The following is a 19416-nucleotide window of genomic DNA, read 5'->3' as shown; positions in this document are numbered from 1 at the left end:
AAGAATTTAGGTTATTCTATTTTATAAAAAAAGGTTGGGTAATTTATGGATCAAATTGATAAAAAAATCGTGGGACTATTACAGTCAAATGCAAAAATTTCAATGAAGGATTTAGCGGAAGCGGTTCACTTATCTTCCCCGTCAGTAACTGAGCGAGTACGAAAGTTAGAGGAACAACAAATTATTGAAGGTTACCATGCACATGTTTCTCTAAAAAAAATAAATCGTCCAATTTCTGCACTTATACTGTTTAAATCAACAAATTGTAAATCATTATCTAACTTTTGCTATAACCATCCAGATGTACTCGAGTGTTATAGAGTAGCAGGAGAAATTAGCTATATTGTCAAAATAGCAACACATTCTGTAGAAAGTTTAGAACAATTTATTGATGATTCAATGCAATATGGTACTCCATCAACGAATATTGTGTTATCTTCTTATGAAAAAAAGATAATTACTCCTTTTATTAGTGAAGAGTAAAAATACTAGCATAATTAATTAACTATTGCTTATGCAGAAGGATAATTTTTGTATGTTATATAAAAAATAAAGACGTTATATTTTTTTAAAAGGAGTGTAATTACAATGAATTTTTCTAATAAATCAGTGATCATAACAGGGGCTGGAAATGGAATCGGGAGAGAAATTGCTTTACATTATGCAGAAAAAGGGGCCAATGTTATTTTAGCAGATATAGACGAAAAAGCAGGTGCAAAAACAGTTACTAAGATGAAAGAACAGGGTAAAGAAGCACTTTTCGTACAAACAGATGTAAGGCTGGAAACAGATATTATTCGATTAATGGAAGTAGCTAATCAAACATACGGTCAGATAGATATTTTAATTAATAATGCAGGAAAAGAGTTATTCAAGTCTCCTTACGATATTTCGCTAGAAGAATGGGACGATGTAATAAGCACAAACCTAAGAAGCGTTTTCTTGGGTTCACGTGAAGCAGCAAAGTATATGCGCCATAACAAAGAAGGTGGATCTATCGTGAATATTGCCTCTACAAGGGCGATTATGTCTGAGCCAAATTCAGAATCTTATGCTGCCACAAAAGGTGGGATCGTTGCTATTACACATGCGCTCGCAGCCTCATTTAGCGAAGATAGGATTACCGTGAATGCTATTTCCCCAGGTTGGATTGAAACCGGAGATTATTCAAAATTAAGTAAAATTGATCATGAACAGCACCTATCAAAGCGTGTAGGAACACCAGATGATATTGCACGAGCCTGTCTGTATTTAACAGCCAGTGAAAATGATTTTGTTACAGGTATAAACCTTGTCGTAGACGGTGGAATGACGAGGAAAATGATGTATGAGGAATAGGCGGTAATCAATCAAGAAATACAGATTCGCTATCAATAAAGCCTACTTTATCCAAGGTGATTTACCGAATCATCATGTGAATTTGAAATACAATTGAACTGTCTATAAAAAAGATGAACCGGAATTTCCTATCTCTAATAAAGAAGGGGTTTCTGTTTTTCTTTCGGATGAAACATTTGAAAGTGAATAAAAACCATGAAGTACTCAATGCAAGGACACCAACTACACTAAGAGCGTTAGTTAGATAAAAAATAGAATATATCATATAGCTAGTAAGAGATATTAGTATCACTGAAAGGGCTGTTAATAGCTATTGAAAAGCATAATTTAATCAATCTCAATTACATCACAAAACTTAAATATCCTTTGATTATAAAAAGCATCGGTACAAGTAATCGCCTCATTTAATAGATTTCTATTAGCTACTGTTCTGTATTTTTTATAAAACTATATTAAAATATTCAGATGAATATTTTATTAACTCATAACCCCTCCTCAAAAAATAGTAAAAACTACACTTGTGAAATCAATATTTTCTGTTTGCACTTTATATAAATCGATATGTCTCCACCTTAATTTTTGTTTTTTGTAATCCCCACTAATTCTTTTCTCAAATCCCCCAAAATGGATTTGAGAAATTAGGGAACTATAATGTCGTATTGAAACATATTAAGGGGGACAAAAGGTGAACAAGGAAATGAATTATGGAAGTGATTACAAGTTTATTCCAGCAACTTCAATTGAAAGTGGTCACGGCATCGAAGTATTACCTGATTTATTTTGCTAGACGATTCAAATCGTCAACATATGTTTTGTTGGGAATCCGCATACCGATGATTTTGTTTTAGTTGACGCTGGAATGCCTAAATGTGCAAATGAAATTATCTCTGTTACTGAGGAGCGATTTGGTACAAATAGCCGTCCAAAAGCAATTATTTTAACTCATGGGCATTTTGATCATGTTGGAGGAATAATTGAACTCATTAAATATTGGGATGTTCCAGTCTATGCCCATCAAATGGAGATACCGTTTTTGACTGGACAACAAAGCTATCCTGAACCAGATCCAACAGTTGAAGGTGGTATGGTAGCGAAAATGTCTCCCCTGTTCCCTAATGAACCGATTGATTTAGGAAATAGCGTAAAAGCACTACCTATCGATGGAACTGTTCCCCATATGCCAGAGTTTAGATGGATTCATACACCAGGGCATACTCCTGGGCATATTTCATTATTCCGAGAGAAAGACCGAACTTTAATTGCTGGGGACGCTTTTGTTACAGTGAAACAGGAGTATCTGTATAAAGTAATAACTCAAGAACAGGAAATAAGCGGTCCTCCTCGTTATTTAACAACAGACTGGAAAGCCGCTAAAGAATCAGTCATTAAATTAGAAGAATTAAAGCCTCTAGTCGCTATTACTGGACATGGGATACCAATGTCAGGTGAATTGCTATCAACGAGCCTCAAAACACTCGTTCAAGAATTTGATAAAATTGCTGTACCTGATTACGGAAAATATATAGATAAAAAGATGCATTAAATGCGGAAATACTTTGTTTGTTTTTATATTAACGAATCAAAATATAATGCAAAATCAAAACACCAAAAAATATTAAGTTTAATATAAAAAACATTGCACTTAGGCAACATCACTATTATAAGAATGGAACTACCCTTTGTGAATAAAGCACGATATTCCGCAAATACTATCTATAGTATAAGCCTGCTTCTTACCTAGGTTGTACTTCTTACCATTAAAGGGTGATTAAAACGGGTTACGCTATATAAAAGTATAATCCGTTTTTAATGAAATATTGTATTCCATATACGTTTAAACAATGGAGGAAAATGATGAAACATATTGTTGCCTTATTAATTAAATACACAGCGATAACTGCAGTATTACTTATCGTACTCAGTATTTTTCAAGGCATTTCCATTCCTAGAGTATTACTCATTTCTCTTTTCTTAACAGGAGCTTCTTATTTAATCGGCGATCTCTTCATTTTACCTAAATACGGAAATATGATTGCTACAATGGCAGATTTTGGCTTAAACTTCTTCGGAACTTGGTTACTAACATCCTTGTTTACTAATTTAGATGCTACTCGTAATATTGGACTTTCTTCATTCTTAGCCGCATTAATTATTGGCGGAATAGAGGTTTTCTTCCACATTTATATGAAGAGACTAGTACTGCGTAACGATGATGAATTAAGAAATCACAACCATATTCATCATGATAAATATGCTATGGAAATGTCAGATGAATATATGGATTCTTCTACAATAAATAAATCTAAAGTTGAGGATACATCTAAAAAATAAAAAAGTGGCCAATGCCACTTTTTTATTTTTGTTTATTAAGCTTGATCAGAATTTCTTACATGTAATGGAGGTGGAACTACCCACCCTTTTTTCTTACTTAAACGCAGCAACGTTACACCTGCTTGCGCTTTTTTCATATGAAATTGTCCAAATAGCATCCCTACATCCTCTCGAAGACATTTCCCCATCACTTGACTACATGTCACAAGTCCAGCTGCTAGCCCTGCAGAAACAGCAGCAGCAATTTCAACATCATTAATACGTGCCCCTGGGGGAATGTCTTCGATAGATGCAACTGGTCGTTCTGGAGGAGCAGGCGGTAAAGCTACCCCATTAATCTTTAAAAGAGTTTTTAACTCTTCTACTTCTGAATTCATATCATTTTCAATTAAGCTTTCTAAAAACTTCTTCAAATCTTCGTCACCTGTGTGGTTCATAAATACTTGATGGCTTGCAATTGCACCTTGTGCTGCTAAAAGATAACTCCAAATATCAAATACTTCTCCGTAATGTAACGGTTCATTTTGAGGGTTTCCACTTAAAATACCCATTTTTAAATTCCTCCCTTTCGAAAATATCATAATAAATATTGATTTCAATATTGAAATCAAATTTTTAAGTATGCTTTTTCCTGCAAAAGATTTTCTACTATGCATGGAAAACACCTTTCCAACACTGCGTGTTTATTGTTTAGGAAAGTCGTTTACAAATAAAATACTCAAAGATTATGAAAGAAGATTATCAATAATCTTTGAGTGAGAATCTGTTTAATATAAGGTTTTTTATTTTTATGAATACACAAAAGAAATTGATTTACATATTTGCTATATTTTATGCCAATTTACTTAGCGGTTAGCTCTACCACCAAGTTGTTGTTCTGCCATTGCTACTAAACGCTTTGTAATTTCACCACCAACAGATCCGTTTGAACGAGCTGTTGTATCTGCACCAAGTTGTACACCAAACTCTTGTGCAATTTCATATTTCATTTGATCAAGAGCTTGTTCAGCGCCTCGAACTAATAATTCATTACGACTTCCACTATTATTATTTGCCATATCGTTTCACCTCCAATGTTTTTAATATGCTACAAATTATGAAATAATAATTATCCTTTTTATGGGAATTAAATTATGTATAAATATTGAGTTTCTTCTTAAAATAGGGCAAAAACATAAGAAAGAAGAGCTACTATAACGTACTTTCATAACAACAATATGTATAAATTTCTCTTTACTAAAGATTTCTGTTTTGCCAAGAGATACATATAAATTATGAAAAATAATTTATAAGGAGATATGAGATGAAAGCTGTAACCTATCAAGGACCAAACCAAGTACAAGTTAAACAAGTTGATGATGCGAAGTTAGAGAAAAAAGACGATATTATTGTAAAAATTACTTCAACCGCTATTTGCGGTTCTGATTTACATTTATATCAAGGGAACATGCCTTTACCGCAAGGGTACATTATTGGTCATGAACCAATGGGCATTGTTGAAGAAGTTGGTCCAGATGTTACTAAAGTGAAAAAAGGAGATCGTGTTGTCATCCCCTTCAACGTTTCTTGTGGACATTGTTTCTATTGCCAACATGAAATGGAAAGCCAATGTGATAACTCCAATCCTCATTATGATTCTGGTGGATACTTTGGTTATACAGAGAAATTTGGTAACCATCCAGGCGGACAAGCAGAATATTTAAAAGTTCCTTTTGGAAATTTCACTCCATTTGTTATACCGGAATCATGCGAACTTGAAGATGAATCTTTACTGTTTTTATCCGATGTTTTGCCAACAGCCTATTGGAGTGTAATAAACGCAGGTGTTAAGCCAGGTGATACTGTTATCGTCCTAGGTTGTGGACCTGTTGGATTAATGACACAAAAATTTGCTTGGATGCAAGGTGCTAAGCGCGTAATCGCAGTCGATTACTTAGATTATCGTATAAATTATGCAAAAAAGATTAACAATGTTGAGGTATTTGAGTTTACAAAATTCCCCGATATGGGAGAACATTTAAAGGAAATCACACATGGCGGTGCCGATGTAGTCATTGATTGCGTGGGCATGGATGGAAAAAAATCGCCACTAGAATTTCTAGAACAAAAGTTAAAATTACAAGGCGGAACTCTCGGTCCTATTCAAATCGCTACGAAAGCCGTAAGAAAATATGGAACGGTTCAAATGACTGGCGTTTATGGTGGCAATTATAATGCATTTCCACTCGGAGCATTTTGGGTTAGAAATATTAATCTTAAAATGGGACAAGCACCTGTTATTCATTTTATGCCGGAACTATTTGAAAAAATAACAAATAAAGAATTTGATCCAAAAGAGATTATTACACACAAAATCCCCCTTGAAGAAGCAAGCTACGGTTATCAAATTTTTAATAATCGTGAAGATGACTGTATAAAAGTCATTCTGAAGCCTTGAAGCTACAATTTATTATTCTTAATGAAAAGATAAGATTACACTCCGTAATCTTATCTTTTTTTATTAAATGCTAAGTAGCTATTCCCCCAATTTCATCTCACATCGAAAATAGTTATTTCAAAAAACTTTGCATTTTAAGGTAACGGTTTATTGGTAAAAAAATGAATTTAAGTATTAAGTAACCAACTAGCGGACACGATAACAATGTTAACTAACTTAAAAGAGGTGTACTTCAATGTTTTATTATAAAGAGGAAATAATTAATATGATTAAGCCGGATAAACCAGATCCAGCTGCTGCAAAAGTTTTACAAGAAATATTAGGCGGGCATTATGGTGAAATGCGTACAATGATGCAATATTTCTTCCAAAGCTCAAATTTTAGAGGTAAAGAGAAGCAATATCGTGATTTACTTCGAGGTGTTTTTTTAGAGGAAATAAGCCATGTAGAACTTGTACAACATACAATTAATCAGCTATTAACTGGATCTGGTGAACCTACGCCAGGAAATGCTGGTATTGACAAAGCACCGCTTGATGAAGCGATTAAACATGCAAATCCTCACCACTTTATTGTAGGTGCTCAAAGTTCATTGCCTGTTGATGCAGCTGGCAACCCATGGAATGGATCTTGGGTATATAGTCATGGGAATTTGATTAGCGATTTATTAGATAACGTAGTACTTGAATCTACAGGTGTACTTCAAAAAACTAGAATTTATGAAATGAGTTCTAATCAAACATTTAGAGAAACTCTTGCATTTTTAATTGTACGTGATAATGCACATCAAAATGCTTTTGCGAAAGCTTTAGAGACATTGGGTGTTGAATGGGGGAAACTCTTCCCTGTACCGAACTATGATATTAATAAATACCCAGAGTGCAGAAAGTATGTAGACATGGGGTTCCATAACGCACAATTTAATTTTAGCTTAGATCCAACAAGAATGGGAGAAATATTCCAAGGTGAATCACCAAGTAGAAACAAAGGAACATTAACAGTAACGGAACCGCCAAAAGGTTTTCCTGTACCAGAACTTCCTGAAATGCCAAATGAACATAGTCCTGGATTAAAAGATATGGATCTTTGAGATAATTGTAACCAACTATTTATTAATAGTTGGTTACAAACCTTTACATAGATTCAAGTAAATTTGATTTTAAGAGGAGGATATTCATTTGAGTACAATAAATGATAAACTATCTATTTTTGCTTTAGGTGGTGTTAATGAAATTGGTAAAAACATGTATGTCATACAATATTCAGATGACATTGTAATCATTGATTGTGGTTCTAAGTTTCCCGACGAGAGTTTATTAGGCATAGATTTAATAATACCTGATGTTACATATTTACAAGAAAATAAAGATAAAATTCGAGGTTTAATTGTTACACATGGACACGAAGATCATATTGGAGGTATTCCGTATTTTTTAAAACAATTGAATGTGCCAATTTACGCAACAAAATTAACCTTAGGCTTAATCGGCATTAAATTAAAAGAACATAAACTTCAAGATTCGACACAGTTAATTGTTATTGACTCTGAGTCTTTAATTGAGTTTGGACAGATAAACCTATCTTTTTTCAAAACAAACCATAGTATTCCCGATTGCCTCGGGATTGCTTTTCATACACCAGAAGGTACAGTAGTCCATACAGGTGATTTTAAATTTGATTTGACTCCCATAAACAATCAATATCCAGACATTCACAAAATGGCTAATATCGGAAGTAACGGAGTTTTAGCTCTCCTCTCAGAAAGTACGAATGCCGAACGTTCTGGATTTACTCCATCAGAACGGTTAGTAGGCGAAAAAATTGAAGAAGCCTTTGTAAAGGCTCACAGAAAAGTTATTATATCTACCTTTGCTTCTAATGTGAATCGTGTACAGCAAATAGTAGATGCCGCTTTAAAAACAAATAGAAAGCTTGCCCTCCTCGGAAGAAGTATGGTGAACGTAGTTTCTGTCGCCTTAGAACAAGGCTATTTAAATATACCTGAAGGAATGTTAATCGAAGCAAATGAGATTAATCAAATGGAACCGGAAAAAGTCGCTATACTTTGCACTGGTAGTCAAGGTGAACCTATGGCTGCTCTGTCCCGATTATCTAGTGGCAACTATCGACAAGTTGATATTTTACCAGGTGACACAGTCATTTTATCTGCCTCCCCCATACCAGGAAATGAACGTAATGTTTCACGTATTATAGATAACTTATTTCTATTAGGAGCAAATGTTATTTATGGATCTGGAAGTTCAACAGGAATGCATGTTTCTGGACATGCATATCAAGAGGAATTAAAATTGATGCTTACTTTAATGAAGCCTAAATATTTCATTCCCATACACGGTGAATTTAGAATGTTACATCATCACCGTCAATTGGCAGAATCTGTTGGTGTCAAGAAAGATAATATTTATGTTATCGGCAATGGAGATGTTGTTGATATTAAAAATCAAACTGCTATGCAAACAAGACGTATTACTGCAGGTAATATATATGTAGATGGATTAGGTATTGGAGATGTTGGAAACGCCTTATTGCGCGATCGCAAACAACTTTCTGAAGATGGTATGCTTGTAATAGTTATAACCTTGAGTAAAACAGAAGAGAAAATAATTTCTGGCCCTGATACAATTTCTCGCGGGTTTGTATATGTTCGGGACTCAGAAGATTTCTTAAATAAAATTAATCAATTAGTTGTAGAAACTGTCAACAGATTACAAAAAGCACATATTAATCAATGGAATGTTCTAAAAAGAGAAATACGAGAATCACTTGGTCACTTTATATACTCACATACAAAAAGAAAACCAATGATCCTCCCTATTATAATTGAAGTGTAACATACTTATTTTCTTTAGTTATTAAGTCTTGTCTTACTTATATCTATTAGTATCTAAAACGGCTTTTTCTAAATAAATATCGCACCATCTAACAACTAATATTCATAATTTTAAGAAACCCTATAACTGCTGTTAATGCTTATTCTATCGTTAACGGGGTTTGTTTCCCCACATTCTTTCATCTGAAATGCAACTATCGTCAATGGTAATAAAGGGTATCTTATTTTTAGTATAAGCGTAATACTGTAACTGACCTTTCTATGCAGTAGGCTAAAAAAACACCTGCTGCATAGAAACATACTTTAATCAATCTCAATTACATCAAAAAACTTAAAAGTACGCTTATTACAAAAAGCATCCGTACAAGTAATCGTCTCTATTAATGGATTAATATCCACTACTGTTATGTAATTTTTATATAAATAACCATCTTTATAATATGTAAGTAAAACCTCTTCCTCACCTAAAAATGAAGTTAATAGCTTATTTTCAATCATTTCTTTTGCATCTTGCGTTACAATTGGACGCGAGGCTTTCGTTTGCTCCTTTATCATTTCTTTAATAACTGCGAACTGCTCCGGCATACTGGCAAACGGTTGCCACTTTACCATACCTCTTCCTTTTGGCATATTAGCATTCTTCACGATTTGTGCCCTCCTAATAATGTGTTTCTATATCTTGCTGTTGCGACGCTTGTGTAGGAAATACCTCGTAAAATACTGTTCTTACCAAATCGTGTTCGAATTTCGTCCATAACTTTCGTTAATCTCATTTCTTTTTCTCTTTGTACAATGTTATCGAAAAGCGAAATTTGCTCTTCCCCTTCATTAATAAGGTTTGTTAATGAAACACTTACTGATCGAATCGGCTCTCCTGTATGGCGCTCATATAAAAAATATGTACAAACATTATAAATATCCATCGTTAAATTTGTTGCTCTATTTAACGTATGTGCCTTTTTTATTCCCCCACCGTATTCCCTGCTATATCCAACTGAAAAATGAATTGTTTGCGCGCATTTCTTTTCTCGTCTCAATCTATAACAAACCTCTTCTATATGCTCTAATAAAATAACTATGAACTCTTCTACCGAATAATCACGCAATAATATTTGGCTTTTCGCTATAGATGTTGTCACTGGAACGTATTTTTCTGCTATTCTACTAAAATCAATTCCGTTACTATGTAGATGTAATTCTTCTCCTATTACACCAAATGATTGCTTTAAATATTTCAAAGGATACTGAGCTAACTCTCCAATGGTATGTATACCTTTTCGATTCAATTTCATTTCTGTTTTATACGATATACCCCAAAATTTACTGAGTGGTCTAATACTCCATAACTTCTCGGGTATATCGTCATACGTCCACTGCGCTATTCCATCCCTATTCTTTTTCGCTTCCACATCCATCGCTACTTTACTTAATAATAAATTAGGCCCAATACCAATCGTACTTTCAATCCTTGTACGTTCATATATTTCTCGCTTGAACTTTAATGCAAAATCGCGCGGATTACTGGCAAACAAATGAATACTTGCGGTCATATCCATAAAAAATTCATCAATACTATATTGATGAAAATCTTCCGGTGCGACATACTGCAAAGCCAAACCCGTTATGAAAGTTGAACACTTCATATACGTATGCATAATTGGATTCACAATAATAATATCTGGTCGCTTCGGTATTTCGTACAAACGAGCCATCTTCTTTATTCCTAACGCTTTTAATGGCGGTGTTGCTGCTAATACAATTGATCCGCTCTGATTCACATCCCCTACGACAGCCAATTTTGTATATCTTGGATCAAGTCCTTTTTTAATACATGATACGCTTGCATAAAAGCTACGAAGGTCTACACAAAGAATAATACGATTCGGTAAAAGAGAATAATCATACAAGGTTATCACTCCTAACAAAAAGAACATTCGTTCTTATTATATACGAACTCATGTTCTTTTTAAAGGCATTTCTATGAAAATTTTGGTTAAAATGACCGGGCTTTAAAAATCTAAAAACACTTAAGATCCCTACAATATTCAAATACTATTTTCACCATTAGGAGATGACACTGTATTTAGTTCTAAAAAATCTCACTCAATGCACACTACATATAATTAAGAATGATATTTACGCGCTATCAATCACGGTGGGAAAAACTCTGTATACAAAACAGCTAGAATTTTAAGTAACTGATGAACATAAAAACTACTAAAATTCATTTCAGCTTTCATGTCTCTAATTCATATATTCTTCTAAATTTATTTTCAGCAAAATCTCCTACATAGCACCTGTGCCAAGATTCATCTGCATAACTAGTTACATTCTCCTTTTTGCTATTATTAATAGCTTAGTAATAATAGCTGTTAAACAGCAAAGGTGCGAAGTCCTAAATTAGACTTCGCACCTTATACAAATTTATAATCAGTGACGATACAAACACAACTACAATAATATATACATAATAATCACTCATTATATCTGTTACTTCTTTAATCGGCTGGAGAGAATACAATATATAAACCAATCCTTTTACTTAGCCATCTCTCATGATTAGTTTGATTATTCCTAGATACTTAACGCCTTCTATACTCATTTCAAGCGTTAATCCATTCCGATTGAAATTACAAATGACAAAATTTTTCTGTTTTTCCTTTTTGCCTACTTGCTAAATTCAGCAATTAAAACGTTTTTAAAAGACTCTGGATTATTAATCTTAAAACTGTTCGAATTGACGGCCAATGTATGTTTGCCTCCAAGTGTTCCACCAGCAAAAGTGGAAAACCCTAGAACGCCACCTCTGTGTCCCCATACCGAGACACCATTCGGAAGCTTAATTTCAAGGATTCCAAGACCATATCCGGTTCCCTCTCTATTTGTAGGAACTGTAGTAAGCATTTGTTTTAACTGCTGTTCCTTCAGTAATTTACCACTGAGTAAGTAAGAGAAGAATTTGTTTAAATCGTCAGCAGTAGAAATCATATCTCCATCCGAGCTACCTGGGTTAATATAAGTAACGTCTTTTAGCTCACTCGCTCCGTCTAGTTGCAAATAGCCACGGGCATGCTTGGTGCCTGGAATCACGCTTGAATTACCAGGTAGAAATGTATTTGACAAATCAAGCGGTTCAATAATTCGGTTTTCAACCTCTTCCGCATAACTGTTGCCAGTTACTTTTTCAATAAGGATCCCCAGTAATACGTAACCTGTGTTTGAATAAGACCAGCCCTTTCCTGGTGCAAAATCTGGGGGAAGAGAAATCCCCATTTTGACGAATTCTTCAGCCGTATACGATTTTTTTGTATCCATAATATCGAAGTCTTTTGAATTTATATAATCAGCAATACCACTTGTATGATTCAATATTTGCCGGATAGTAATCTGGTTACCATCATATCCGTTTCCTTGAATAACACCAGGTAACCATTTTTCAATGGAGTCGTCTAGATTCAAACGGTTCTCTCCAGATAATTGAAGTAGAACTGTTGCAATGAACGTTTTCGTCACACTACCAATGCGAAAGCGAAAATCTGCTTTCATTGGTTTCTTAGTTCTCAGATCCGCTATCCCAGCGGTATAACTCCAAGTTTTACCACCCTTAGAAATTTGAGCGAGTATTCCCGGGTATCCAAGTTGCAGTTCATCTCGTATTGCTTTCTTAACGGAATTACGATCGCTTTGCGTACTTGTTTGTAACGAACTAGATACATTTTGCGTAGGTTCTGCTTTTACAACTGATGTTGGTGTTATGTATAACAGGGAACTTCCACCTATTAAAAGTGCTAGACTTGCACATGTAATTTTACTGCGTGTTTTCATAAAAAATTCCTCTCTTCTATTAAAATTGTATAGATAGTTGATAGAAGTGTCATATACGAACCACACAGCTATCCATTCTCCAAATGATGAAAAGGCAACAATGCATTTGCAATCATTGTACTCATTATTTTCACAAAACACTCTTGTTACTGATTGTTTGTTTTATATGTAGGCCGTAATTGTTCCCCCCTTCACGCCTCCTTATATTTTTATCCTACACAATGAAAATCTCTTTTTTCTTACCTATTCCTTACAAATTCCTTACATACAAAATCACTTGTACAATAGGGTTGAAGTAGCATCTGTGCCCGAAAGCGCAAAAAACACCGATGCTTTTCGCTTCAGTGTTTTTTGCGCTTTACATATTGAAGATTCGTTTTACTCTTAACAGCTTAAATTGCTGATTTTTTCTAATGCGATTATTCTTCTTGCTATATAAAACAAATTTCATAGTGTTATATGAAACACTATGAAATTTGTCATTAAGGCACATTATTCTAAATTTATTGATGTAGTTGAGATGGACTCACTTTTTGAATTTGAACAAGTATATCAAACGCTTTACCTAATGATATATCAACAGTTTTTGGTATATCAGGCCCTTCGGTAGTTATTCCAGCGAAAATTGGATGTTGTTCGTTTAACCAAGTTTTTGTCACGCCGTTCGCCTTACGTAAATCAATAAAAAATTGATCTTTTTTCACCTGTCCAAAAATGTAGTTATAACTGTTTAGATCATCTAATTTTAATGTTCCATATGGGCCGAATTCACCATTGCTATTCTTGACATTGTATTGTCCTTCATAAACTGACGTTCCAATAGATACGTACCGTTTTCCGTAATATTCTGCTAAATGCTGCCCAGCTACTTTAGGATATATAAAAGGAAGCATATTTGTTTTCGAAATGTGTCCATTATGTCCCCATACAATGGTTTTTCCTAAATGTTCTTCAGTCCACTTCGCATTTTCATACATTGCAATATCATGTTTCAAATAAAAATCCGCTGGTTTATCAGGAGGTGTCGCTAACATTGTAGTAAACTGTTCAATAATACGAGCATTTTGCTTTATCCATGCAAACTCTTTAGATTTTCCATTTAAATAGCTTTTATTTTCCTCTAATAAAGCACTAATTTGTTTAGCATCTAAAACATACTTTTCTTTTTCTTCTTTCGTAAGACTTTCAAAAGTATTCATATCCTTTGTTACAGGAATAAGACCTTTTATCTGCTCTTCTACTCTAGGCAATAGTTTTGAATTGTTCGCTTTAATATATTCTGTTATATTATTATAAACATTCTCGTTTACTGATTGAATGTCCATCCCGATGATACGTACTTTAGATTTATGTTTTGGATTAGCATTATATTGCCGAATCCAATCAAGTAAATCTAGCATTTCTTTCGTCTTAAATACAGGTGTTAGATGTTGGCTTGGGTTTCCCTTACCAGTAAGAACATATCGATCAAGTTCCAAGGCCCTGTCCCATCCCTCTTCTAAAACTAGATTGGTAAAGCCCTTTTCAGATACTAAATACTTAACAATGCGGTGTTTCATCGTAAAAACTTCATGAGCCCCATGCGTAGCTTCACCTAAACCTACAATTGAAGCTGAACCTACCATATCCTTAAGTGGTTTCAAATCATTAAGAGATGCAGTTGGATTAGTTGTTTTTAAAGGCTTTGCATGTGCTTCTAACCATTTCGCTATTTGATTTGTATTATAGGGAGCTGTAACAAAAACCTCTGTTTTCGAATCTGCATAAGTATTTCCTACAAAATGAGTCATTGTTATAGCAGAAGCAACAATTGCAATAATTATTTTCTTTTTCATAAAAAACCTCCTGAAATATTTACTTATAGCTTTTTGACATACTCTGCCAACTTCCGTTTAAAACATTCATTTTCTTATTACTGTTAAGATACATTTATTCTAGTTCCTAAAACTCACTTATTTCTTAATAGGTTCTTAAGAAATTCTTAATTCACTTATACGAATATAAAACTAAATAAGCTTCAATTCATTGTATTGTAAATTCCTCATTGCATAACATTATAATGTACAGATATTTGTTATAAATGATGTTATCTAAAGTATTCAATTTCAGTATGTATTATTAACGTAGTTAATATATGGTTAATATGAAGTTCCAAATTTTGATTGTTTGTAGCCTCTTTATCATAGAGTTAATTTAGGGGTTATTTTTTGTTCACTTCATTTTTTTCGGCACTCTGCATCTAGACAGTATACCCATTGGCCACAGTTAGACTATTTCAAATCAAAAAAATAGATTACCTGCACACTAAAAAGTATAGTGCACAGGTAATCTAGTTGTTTTTGAGATTAATAAAAAACTAATTTATTTTTTGAATTCTTCCATCAATAATAGACTGAATTGGTTCTTTTGATTTTTTTATATAATCTACTAATGCTTCAAAATCAGTTGGTCCTGTTTCAGCATCTTTACCGTTTTTAAAGGATACAAATCCATCTCCACCTGAAGCTAGAAATGCGTTCGCAACGACGCTGTAAGTTTTAGAAGGAATGATTTCTTCTCCATTTGTTAAGCGAATACTTGTTACTTTTTCTCCATTAGGCTTGTTCGCATCCCAAGTGTATTGGATTCCTGAAATTTGAAGCATTCTTGTTATGTCTTTTTGCCATTGTTGATTTAAAATATCACGAATGTCTTGACCTGTTAAATTTACTTTTATTAATTGATTTCCGAATGGTTGAATACCATATATCTCTCCCCATGTAATATCACCAGCATCTAAGTCATTACGAATACCACCAGGATTCATAAGTGCAATTTGAGATTGCATTGTTGTACGCTGGGCATCAGCAACTAAATTTCCAAGAGTAGATTCACCAGCCGTATTGAGTTTGCGATCTAGTGGCGCAATAGACTTACCTACAACTTCATTAACAAGAGGTGCGATTTTTGCTTGATATTTCTCCATCTTCTTCTTGATTTTTTTATCAGGCTCTATGCCTTCATGGTAAGTTGTAACAATTTCTGCTTTTTTCTCAACAATATCTTGTGTTTTACGATCAATCTTTACATCAACATCAGCAAAAGCCATACCATATGAATTTGCTTGTACGACAAGTTTATTATTAACAGTTCCATTTACATAGGTGTGGCTATGCCCACCAAAAATAACATCGACTTCTGGATCAGTCTCATTTGCTAATCGGACGATATCACCATTTGTTACGCCGTTCCCATCTGTTATACCTCCGTTATGTGCAAGAACAACGATAGATTTAACGCCTAGTTTTTTTAATTGCTTTACGGATTTGTTAATAGCTTCAACTTCATCTGTAATTTCTACATTCTTTAGCATAGTAGGCATAACAAGATTAGGAACATCCGTTGTTACGACTCCGATAAATCCAACAGGAACTCCTTGTACCTTTTTTATAGTGAATGGTGGTAAAAATAAACGACCGGTGGATTTATTATAGAAATTTGCAGCAACATATGGGAATTTTGCTCCTTTAAAATTCCCTGTTTTCTCATGGTATCCACCATAAATAAGGCGGTTCATTTCTTCAACACCTTCATCAAATTCATGATTTCCTATCGTTCCAACATCGAATTTCAAATCATTTAGAAATTCAATTGTAGGTTCGTCTTGTAATAATGCTGAAACAGGAGTACTTGCTCCAACAACATCGCCGGCATGTACCTTTAATGTATTTGGATTTTGTTTTTCACGATCACGTAAATAAGCCCCTAAGTACTCAATTCCCCCTGCATCTTTATTGTTAATTTTTTTTACAGTGTCTAGTTGCCCATGAAAATCGTTAATACCGAGCATTTGTACATCTATGTAGCGGTTTTGTTCTGTACTTGCTTGGATTGAAGGCGCAGCAAATACACTAGTAAAAGTAACTGTACTTAATGCTAAAGCAACTGGAATGATTTTTTTCAACATAAAATTTCTCTCCCCTAATTAAAATCTGACATAATACGATGTTATTTTAATATATTAAGAGAATTATTTCTACAAAAATTCTACTAATTATAAAAATTAATAAGATTTTATTTTTTTCTGACAAATAACTCCTTCCTCAAAAATGTGAAGGTGTAAAACGTCAATTTTAAGTGGAGGATGAATATTTGTAAGCTTAAGCCTACACTTTTTATTAGGATGTAAAGGGCCCCACTCGACTTAAGAAACTTCACTACCCAAAACAAGAAAATGTGCGTTTCTTTGTTTGGAGGATTATTCAAAATATTATCTTGATCGTAATATAGCAATACATCTAAAAGACCTAAAAAAACTCTAATCAATAAATTTTTGCTGTTAAGAAGAATATTCAATTCGAAACTAATGAATATTTATCAACCTAACATATCATTACCACCATTAAAAAAAGAATAGAAATTTCGTTATGAAAGATTTCTATCCTTTGAATTGATTACGGTGGTGCACTACTCCGCATTAAAAAAAGATGCTCCTGGCTTTATCCAAGAGCATCTTTTTTTTAGATTTATTTTTACTTGTTTATAATTTATCAATTAACAATTATATAGTTGTAATCAGTCCTTTAAAAATAATAGGAGTGCTTCATTAAATTCTTTAGCATGCGTTGCATTTAGCCCATGTGGACCACCCTTTATTAAGGCTACTTTAGAATTAGGAATTGCTTCATGTGTTAATTTCCCACTATATTCATATGGTACAGTTGCATCAGAATCACCGTGAATAATAAGAGTAGGTATATTAAACTTCTCCAAGTCTTTTCTAAAATCTGTCTTACTAAAGGCGGTAATACAATCAAGTGTTCCTTTAGGTGATGCACTGGCTGCAATATCCCAATTATATAAACGGAATGGCTCACTAACTAAATCTGTTCGATTACCAGCCGCGAAAAATCCCTTAGTAAATTCATCAAGAAATGCAAGGCGGTCATTTATCACACCACTTTTGAATGCTTCAATTGTTGCATCATCTAAGGCCCCTTCAGGATGATCCTCTGATTTGTATAAATATGGAGGAACTGCCCCAGCAAAAACAGCCTTTTCAATACGATCTGTTCCATACGTACTAATATACCGGGCTACTTCGCCTCCCCCCATAGAAAAACCAACAAGTGTGACATTTTGAAGCTCTAAATGTTCTAATAGTTGATGTAAATCAGAAGTAAAGGTATCATATTCATACCCTTCCCACGGCTGAGATGATTGTCCAAATCCTCGACGATCATATGTTATAACTCTGTATCCAGCCTCAACAAGAGCGGGAACTTGGTATTCCCAAGATCGACCACTTAACGGCCAACCATGAATGAGTACAACTGGTTTTCCTGTGCCATGATCCTCATAATATATCTCAATTGGTTCTTGATTTTCGGTTCCTACAGTAATTTTAGCCATGCTTCTACCTCCCAAAAATATTCTAATATGTATCCTTTTTTTCAATAATCCGGATGAATGTCATAACCTATTCATGCACGTTTATATTGTGAACTCTAAGTATGAAACTCTATTGTTCCAATGCATTCATTTTCTCCTTTTGGAACAATCCCCCCTCTAATACCTTTTTCATCATAAAATAATTACTGAACATTACTCCTATTCAATTGTAATAACAAAAATAGGTGACTATCAATATCATTCTATCTATAGGATGTATAGGTAAAACCAATCTATTTTATAGTGAAAACAACTATAGTTACAACCTATACAAATTATAGATAATTTAGAATTGATTAACGAATCAGTTTTCAAATACTATAAATTTGTATAGCACTTCATGTTCTGTGAATGCTGCTATAACCAATATTATTGGTCAGCTTAGTTATAAACGACGAAACTTATGATAGTATTCGACTATTTAAACTTTCTTCGATTACTTAATTTTTAGGAGGAATACATAATGACTGATCTCTATTCTCGTATTAACAAAGATGATGCTGTCGTGCTTTTAGTAGATCATCAAACTGGTCTTATGTCCGGACTAGTACGTGACTATGGTGTTGATGAATTCAAGAACAATGTTTTAGCTCTTGCTCATACTGCTAAGTTTTTTGATTTACCAGTTATTTTAACAACAAGTTTCGAAAACGGGCCTAATGGACCTTTAATGCAAGAATTGGTTGATCTCTTTCCTCATGCACCAAAAATAGCTCGACCTGGACAAATTAACGCATGGGATAATGATGATTTTGTAAAAGCAATCGAAGAAACTGGAAAAAAACAACTTATCATCGCAGGCGTAGTTACGGACGTTTGTGTTGCTTTCCCGGCACTTTCCGCTATAAAAGCTGGATATGAAGTATTTGCTGTTACGGATGCTTCAGGAACTTTCAGTAAACAAGTTGCAGATGCTGCCAATACTCGTATGGCACATAGTGGTGTACAACTTATGAACTGGTTTAGCGTAGCTTGCGAATTACAACGCGATTGGCGCAATGATGTCGAAGGTTTTGGCAATTTGCTTGCTAGCAATCTTCCAGGCTATCAAAATATAATTGGAAGCTATAGGGGAGCTCAGCGAGATCTTAGTAAACAAAATGCATAAATGTATTTCAAAGAAATAGCTTTAAATCACTTTCAAAAAAATGGATGGTATACATTTAGTGCTGATTAAATCAGCACTCTCTTTTAATTTAAAAGG

The 19416-nt window shown here is 34.0% G+C and carries 15 protein-coding genes and 1 pseudogene; 8 read left to right on the top strand and 8 right to left on the bottom strand.

From position 1 onward, the window contains the following. The first annotated feature begins 45 nt into the window (after positions 1-45). The 4 genes and pseudogenes from DN400_RS02520 to DN400_RS02500 all read left to right on the top strand — a co-directional run bounded on the left by DN400_RS02520 (position 46) and on the right by DN400_RS02500 (position 3669). Positions 46-483, top strand: coding sequence for an Lrp/AsnC family transcriptional regulator (locus DN400_RS02520; RefSeq protein ID WP_000372089.1), 438 nt, complete (start codon positions 46-48; stop codon positions 481-483). 105 nt (positions 484-588) lie between these two features. Beyond that, positions 589-1338 (top strand): glucose 1-dehydrogenase, encoded by a 750-nt coding sequence (locus DN400_RS02515; RefSeq protein ID WP_065229027.1) that lies wholly within the window; start codon positions 589-591, stop codon positions 1336-1338. A gap of 685 nt (positions 1339-2023) precedes the next feature. Continuing rightward, positions 2024-2881 (top strand): annotated as a pseudogene (locus tag DN400_RS02505) (MBL fold metallo-hydrolase). Between the two features lie 311 nt (positions 2882-3192). Beyond that, positions 3193-3669, top strand: coding sequence for a YndM family protein (locus DN400_RS02500; RefSeq protein ID WP_142951771.1), 477 nt, complete (start codon positions 3193-3195; stop codon positions 3667-3669). A 35-nt stretch (positions 3670-3704) separates the two neighbouring features. Here DN400_RS02500 and DN400_RS02495 read toward each other — a convergent pair whose 3' ends face one another. After that, the gene (locus DN400_RS02495) at positions 3705-4220 is read right to left on the bottom strand and encodes a DUF3231 family protein (protein WP_000512135.1); all 516 of its coding nucleotides are present in this window, start codon (positions 4218-4220) and stop codon (positions 3705-3707) included. A 294-nt stretch (positions 4221-4514) separates the two neighbouring features. Continuing rightward, positions 4515-4727, bottom strand: a complete 213-nt coding sequence (gene sasP, locus DN400_RS02490) for a small acid-soluble spore protein, SasP family (RefSeq protein ID WP_000002841.1) — start codon at positions 4725-4727, stop codon at positions 4515-4517. A 245-nt stretch (positions 4728-4972) separates the two neighbouring features. On the opposite strand from sasP, the gene DN400_RS02485 reads away from it, so the two are divergent. The 3 genes from DN400_RS02485 to DN400_RS02475 all read left to right on the top strand — a co-directional run bounded on the left by DN400_RS02485 (position 4973) and on the right by DN400_RS02475 (position 8958). Beyond that, positions 4973-6106, top strand: coding sequence for a zinc-dependent alcohol dehydrogenase (locus DN400_RS02485; RefSeq protein ID WP_000649083.1), 1134 nt, complete (start codon positions 4973-4975; stop codon positions 6104-6106). A gap of 235 nt (positions 6107-6341) precedes the next feature. Then, positions 6342-7196, top strand: coding sequence for a manganese catalase family protein (locus DN400_RS02480; protein WP_065229030.1), 855 nt, complete (start codon positions 6342-6344; stop codon positions 7194-7196). A gap of 88 nt (positions 7197-7284) precedes the next feature. Continuing rightward, positions 7285-8958, top strand: a complete 1674-nt coding sequence (locus DN400_RS02475; protein WP_098211028.1) for a ribonuclease J — start codon at positions 7285-7287, stop codon at positions 8956-8958. 302 nt (positions 8959-9260) lie between these two features. On the opposite strand, the gene DN400_RS02470 is transcribed toward DN400_RS02475, so the two are convergent. From DN400_RS02470 to DN400_RS02445, 6 genes are all read right to left on the bottom strand, one after another. Next, positions 9261-9602: a YolD-like family protein gene (locus tag DN400_RS02470; RefSeq protein WP_147801528.1), complete on the bottom strand. Its 342-nt coding sequence runs from the start codon at positions 9600-9602 to the stop codon at positions 9261-9263. Beyond that, on the bottom strand, positions 9599-10864 hold the full coding sequence (locus DN400_RS02465; RefSeq protein WP_000272621.1) for a Y-family DNA polymerase: 1266 nt from the start codon (positions 10862-10864) through the stop codon (positions 9599-9601). Before DN400_RS02465 ends, DN400_RS02470 begins: the two co-directional genes overlap by 4 nt. A gap of 760 nt (positions 10865-11624) precedes the next feature. Continuing rightward, the gene (locus tag DN400_RS02460) at positions 11625-12782 is read right to left on the bottom strand and encodes a serine hydrolase domain-containing protein (RefSeq protein ID WP_000857802.1); all 1158 of its coding nucleotides are present in this window, start codon (positions 12780-12782) and stop codon (positions 11625-11627) included. A 503-nt stretch (positions 12783-13285) separates the two neighbouring features. Beyond that, positions 13286-14617 (bottom strand): erythromycin esterase family protein, encoded by a 1332-nt coding sequence (locus DN400_RS02455; RefSeq protein ID WP_147801527.1) that lies wholly within the window; start codon positions 14615-14617, stop codon positions 13286-13288. 521 nt (positions 14618-15138) lie between these two features. Beyond that, a complete protein-coding gene (locus tag DN400_RS02450; protein ID WP_016512618.1) occupies positions 15139-16728 on the bottom strand; it encodes a bifunctional metallophosphatase/5'-nucleotidase in 1590 nt (529 codons plus the stop codon). 608 nt (positions 16729-17336) lie between these two features. After that, positions 17337-18173: a bromoperoxidase gene (locus DN400_RS02445; protein ID WP_001074328.1), complete on the bottom strand. Its 837-nt coding sequence runs from the start codon at positions 18171-18173 to the stop codon at positions 17337-17339. 502 nt (positions 18174-18675) lie between these two features. Between DN400_RS02445 and ycaC the strand changes: the two genes are divergently transcribed. After that, entirely contained in the window at positions 18676-19320 is a 645-nt protein-coding gene (gene ycaC, locus DN400_RS02440) for an isochorismate family cysteine hydrolase YcaC (protein WP_000131214.1), read from the top strand. Positions 19321-19416: the final 96 nt, after the last annotated feature.

The sequence above is a fragment of the Bacillus sp. AR8-1 genome, assembly GCF_008042345.1.
GTDB lineage: Bacteria > Bacillota > Bacilli > Bacillales > Bacillaceae_G > Bacillus_A > Bacillus_A cereus.
Note: the sequence above shows the minus strand (reverse complement) of the source record. Positions and strands in the feature narration are given on the sequence as shown.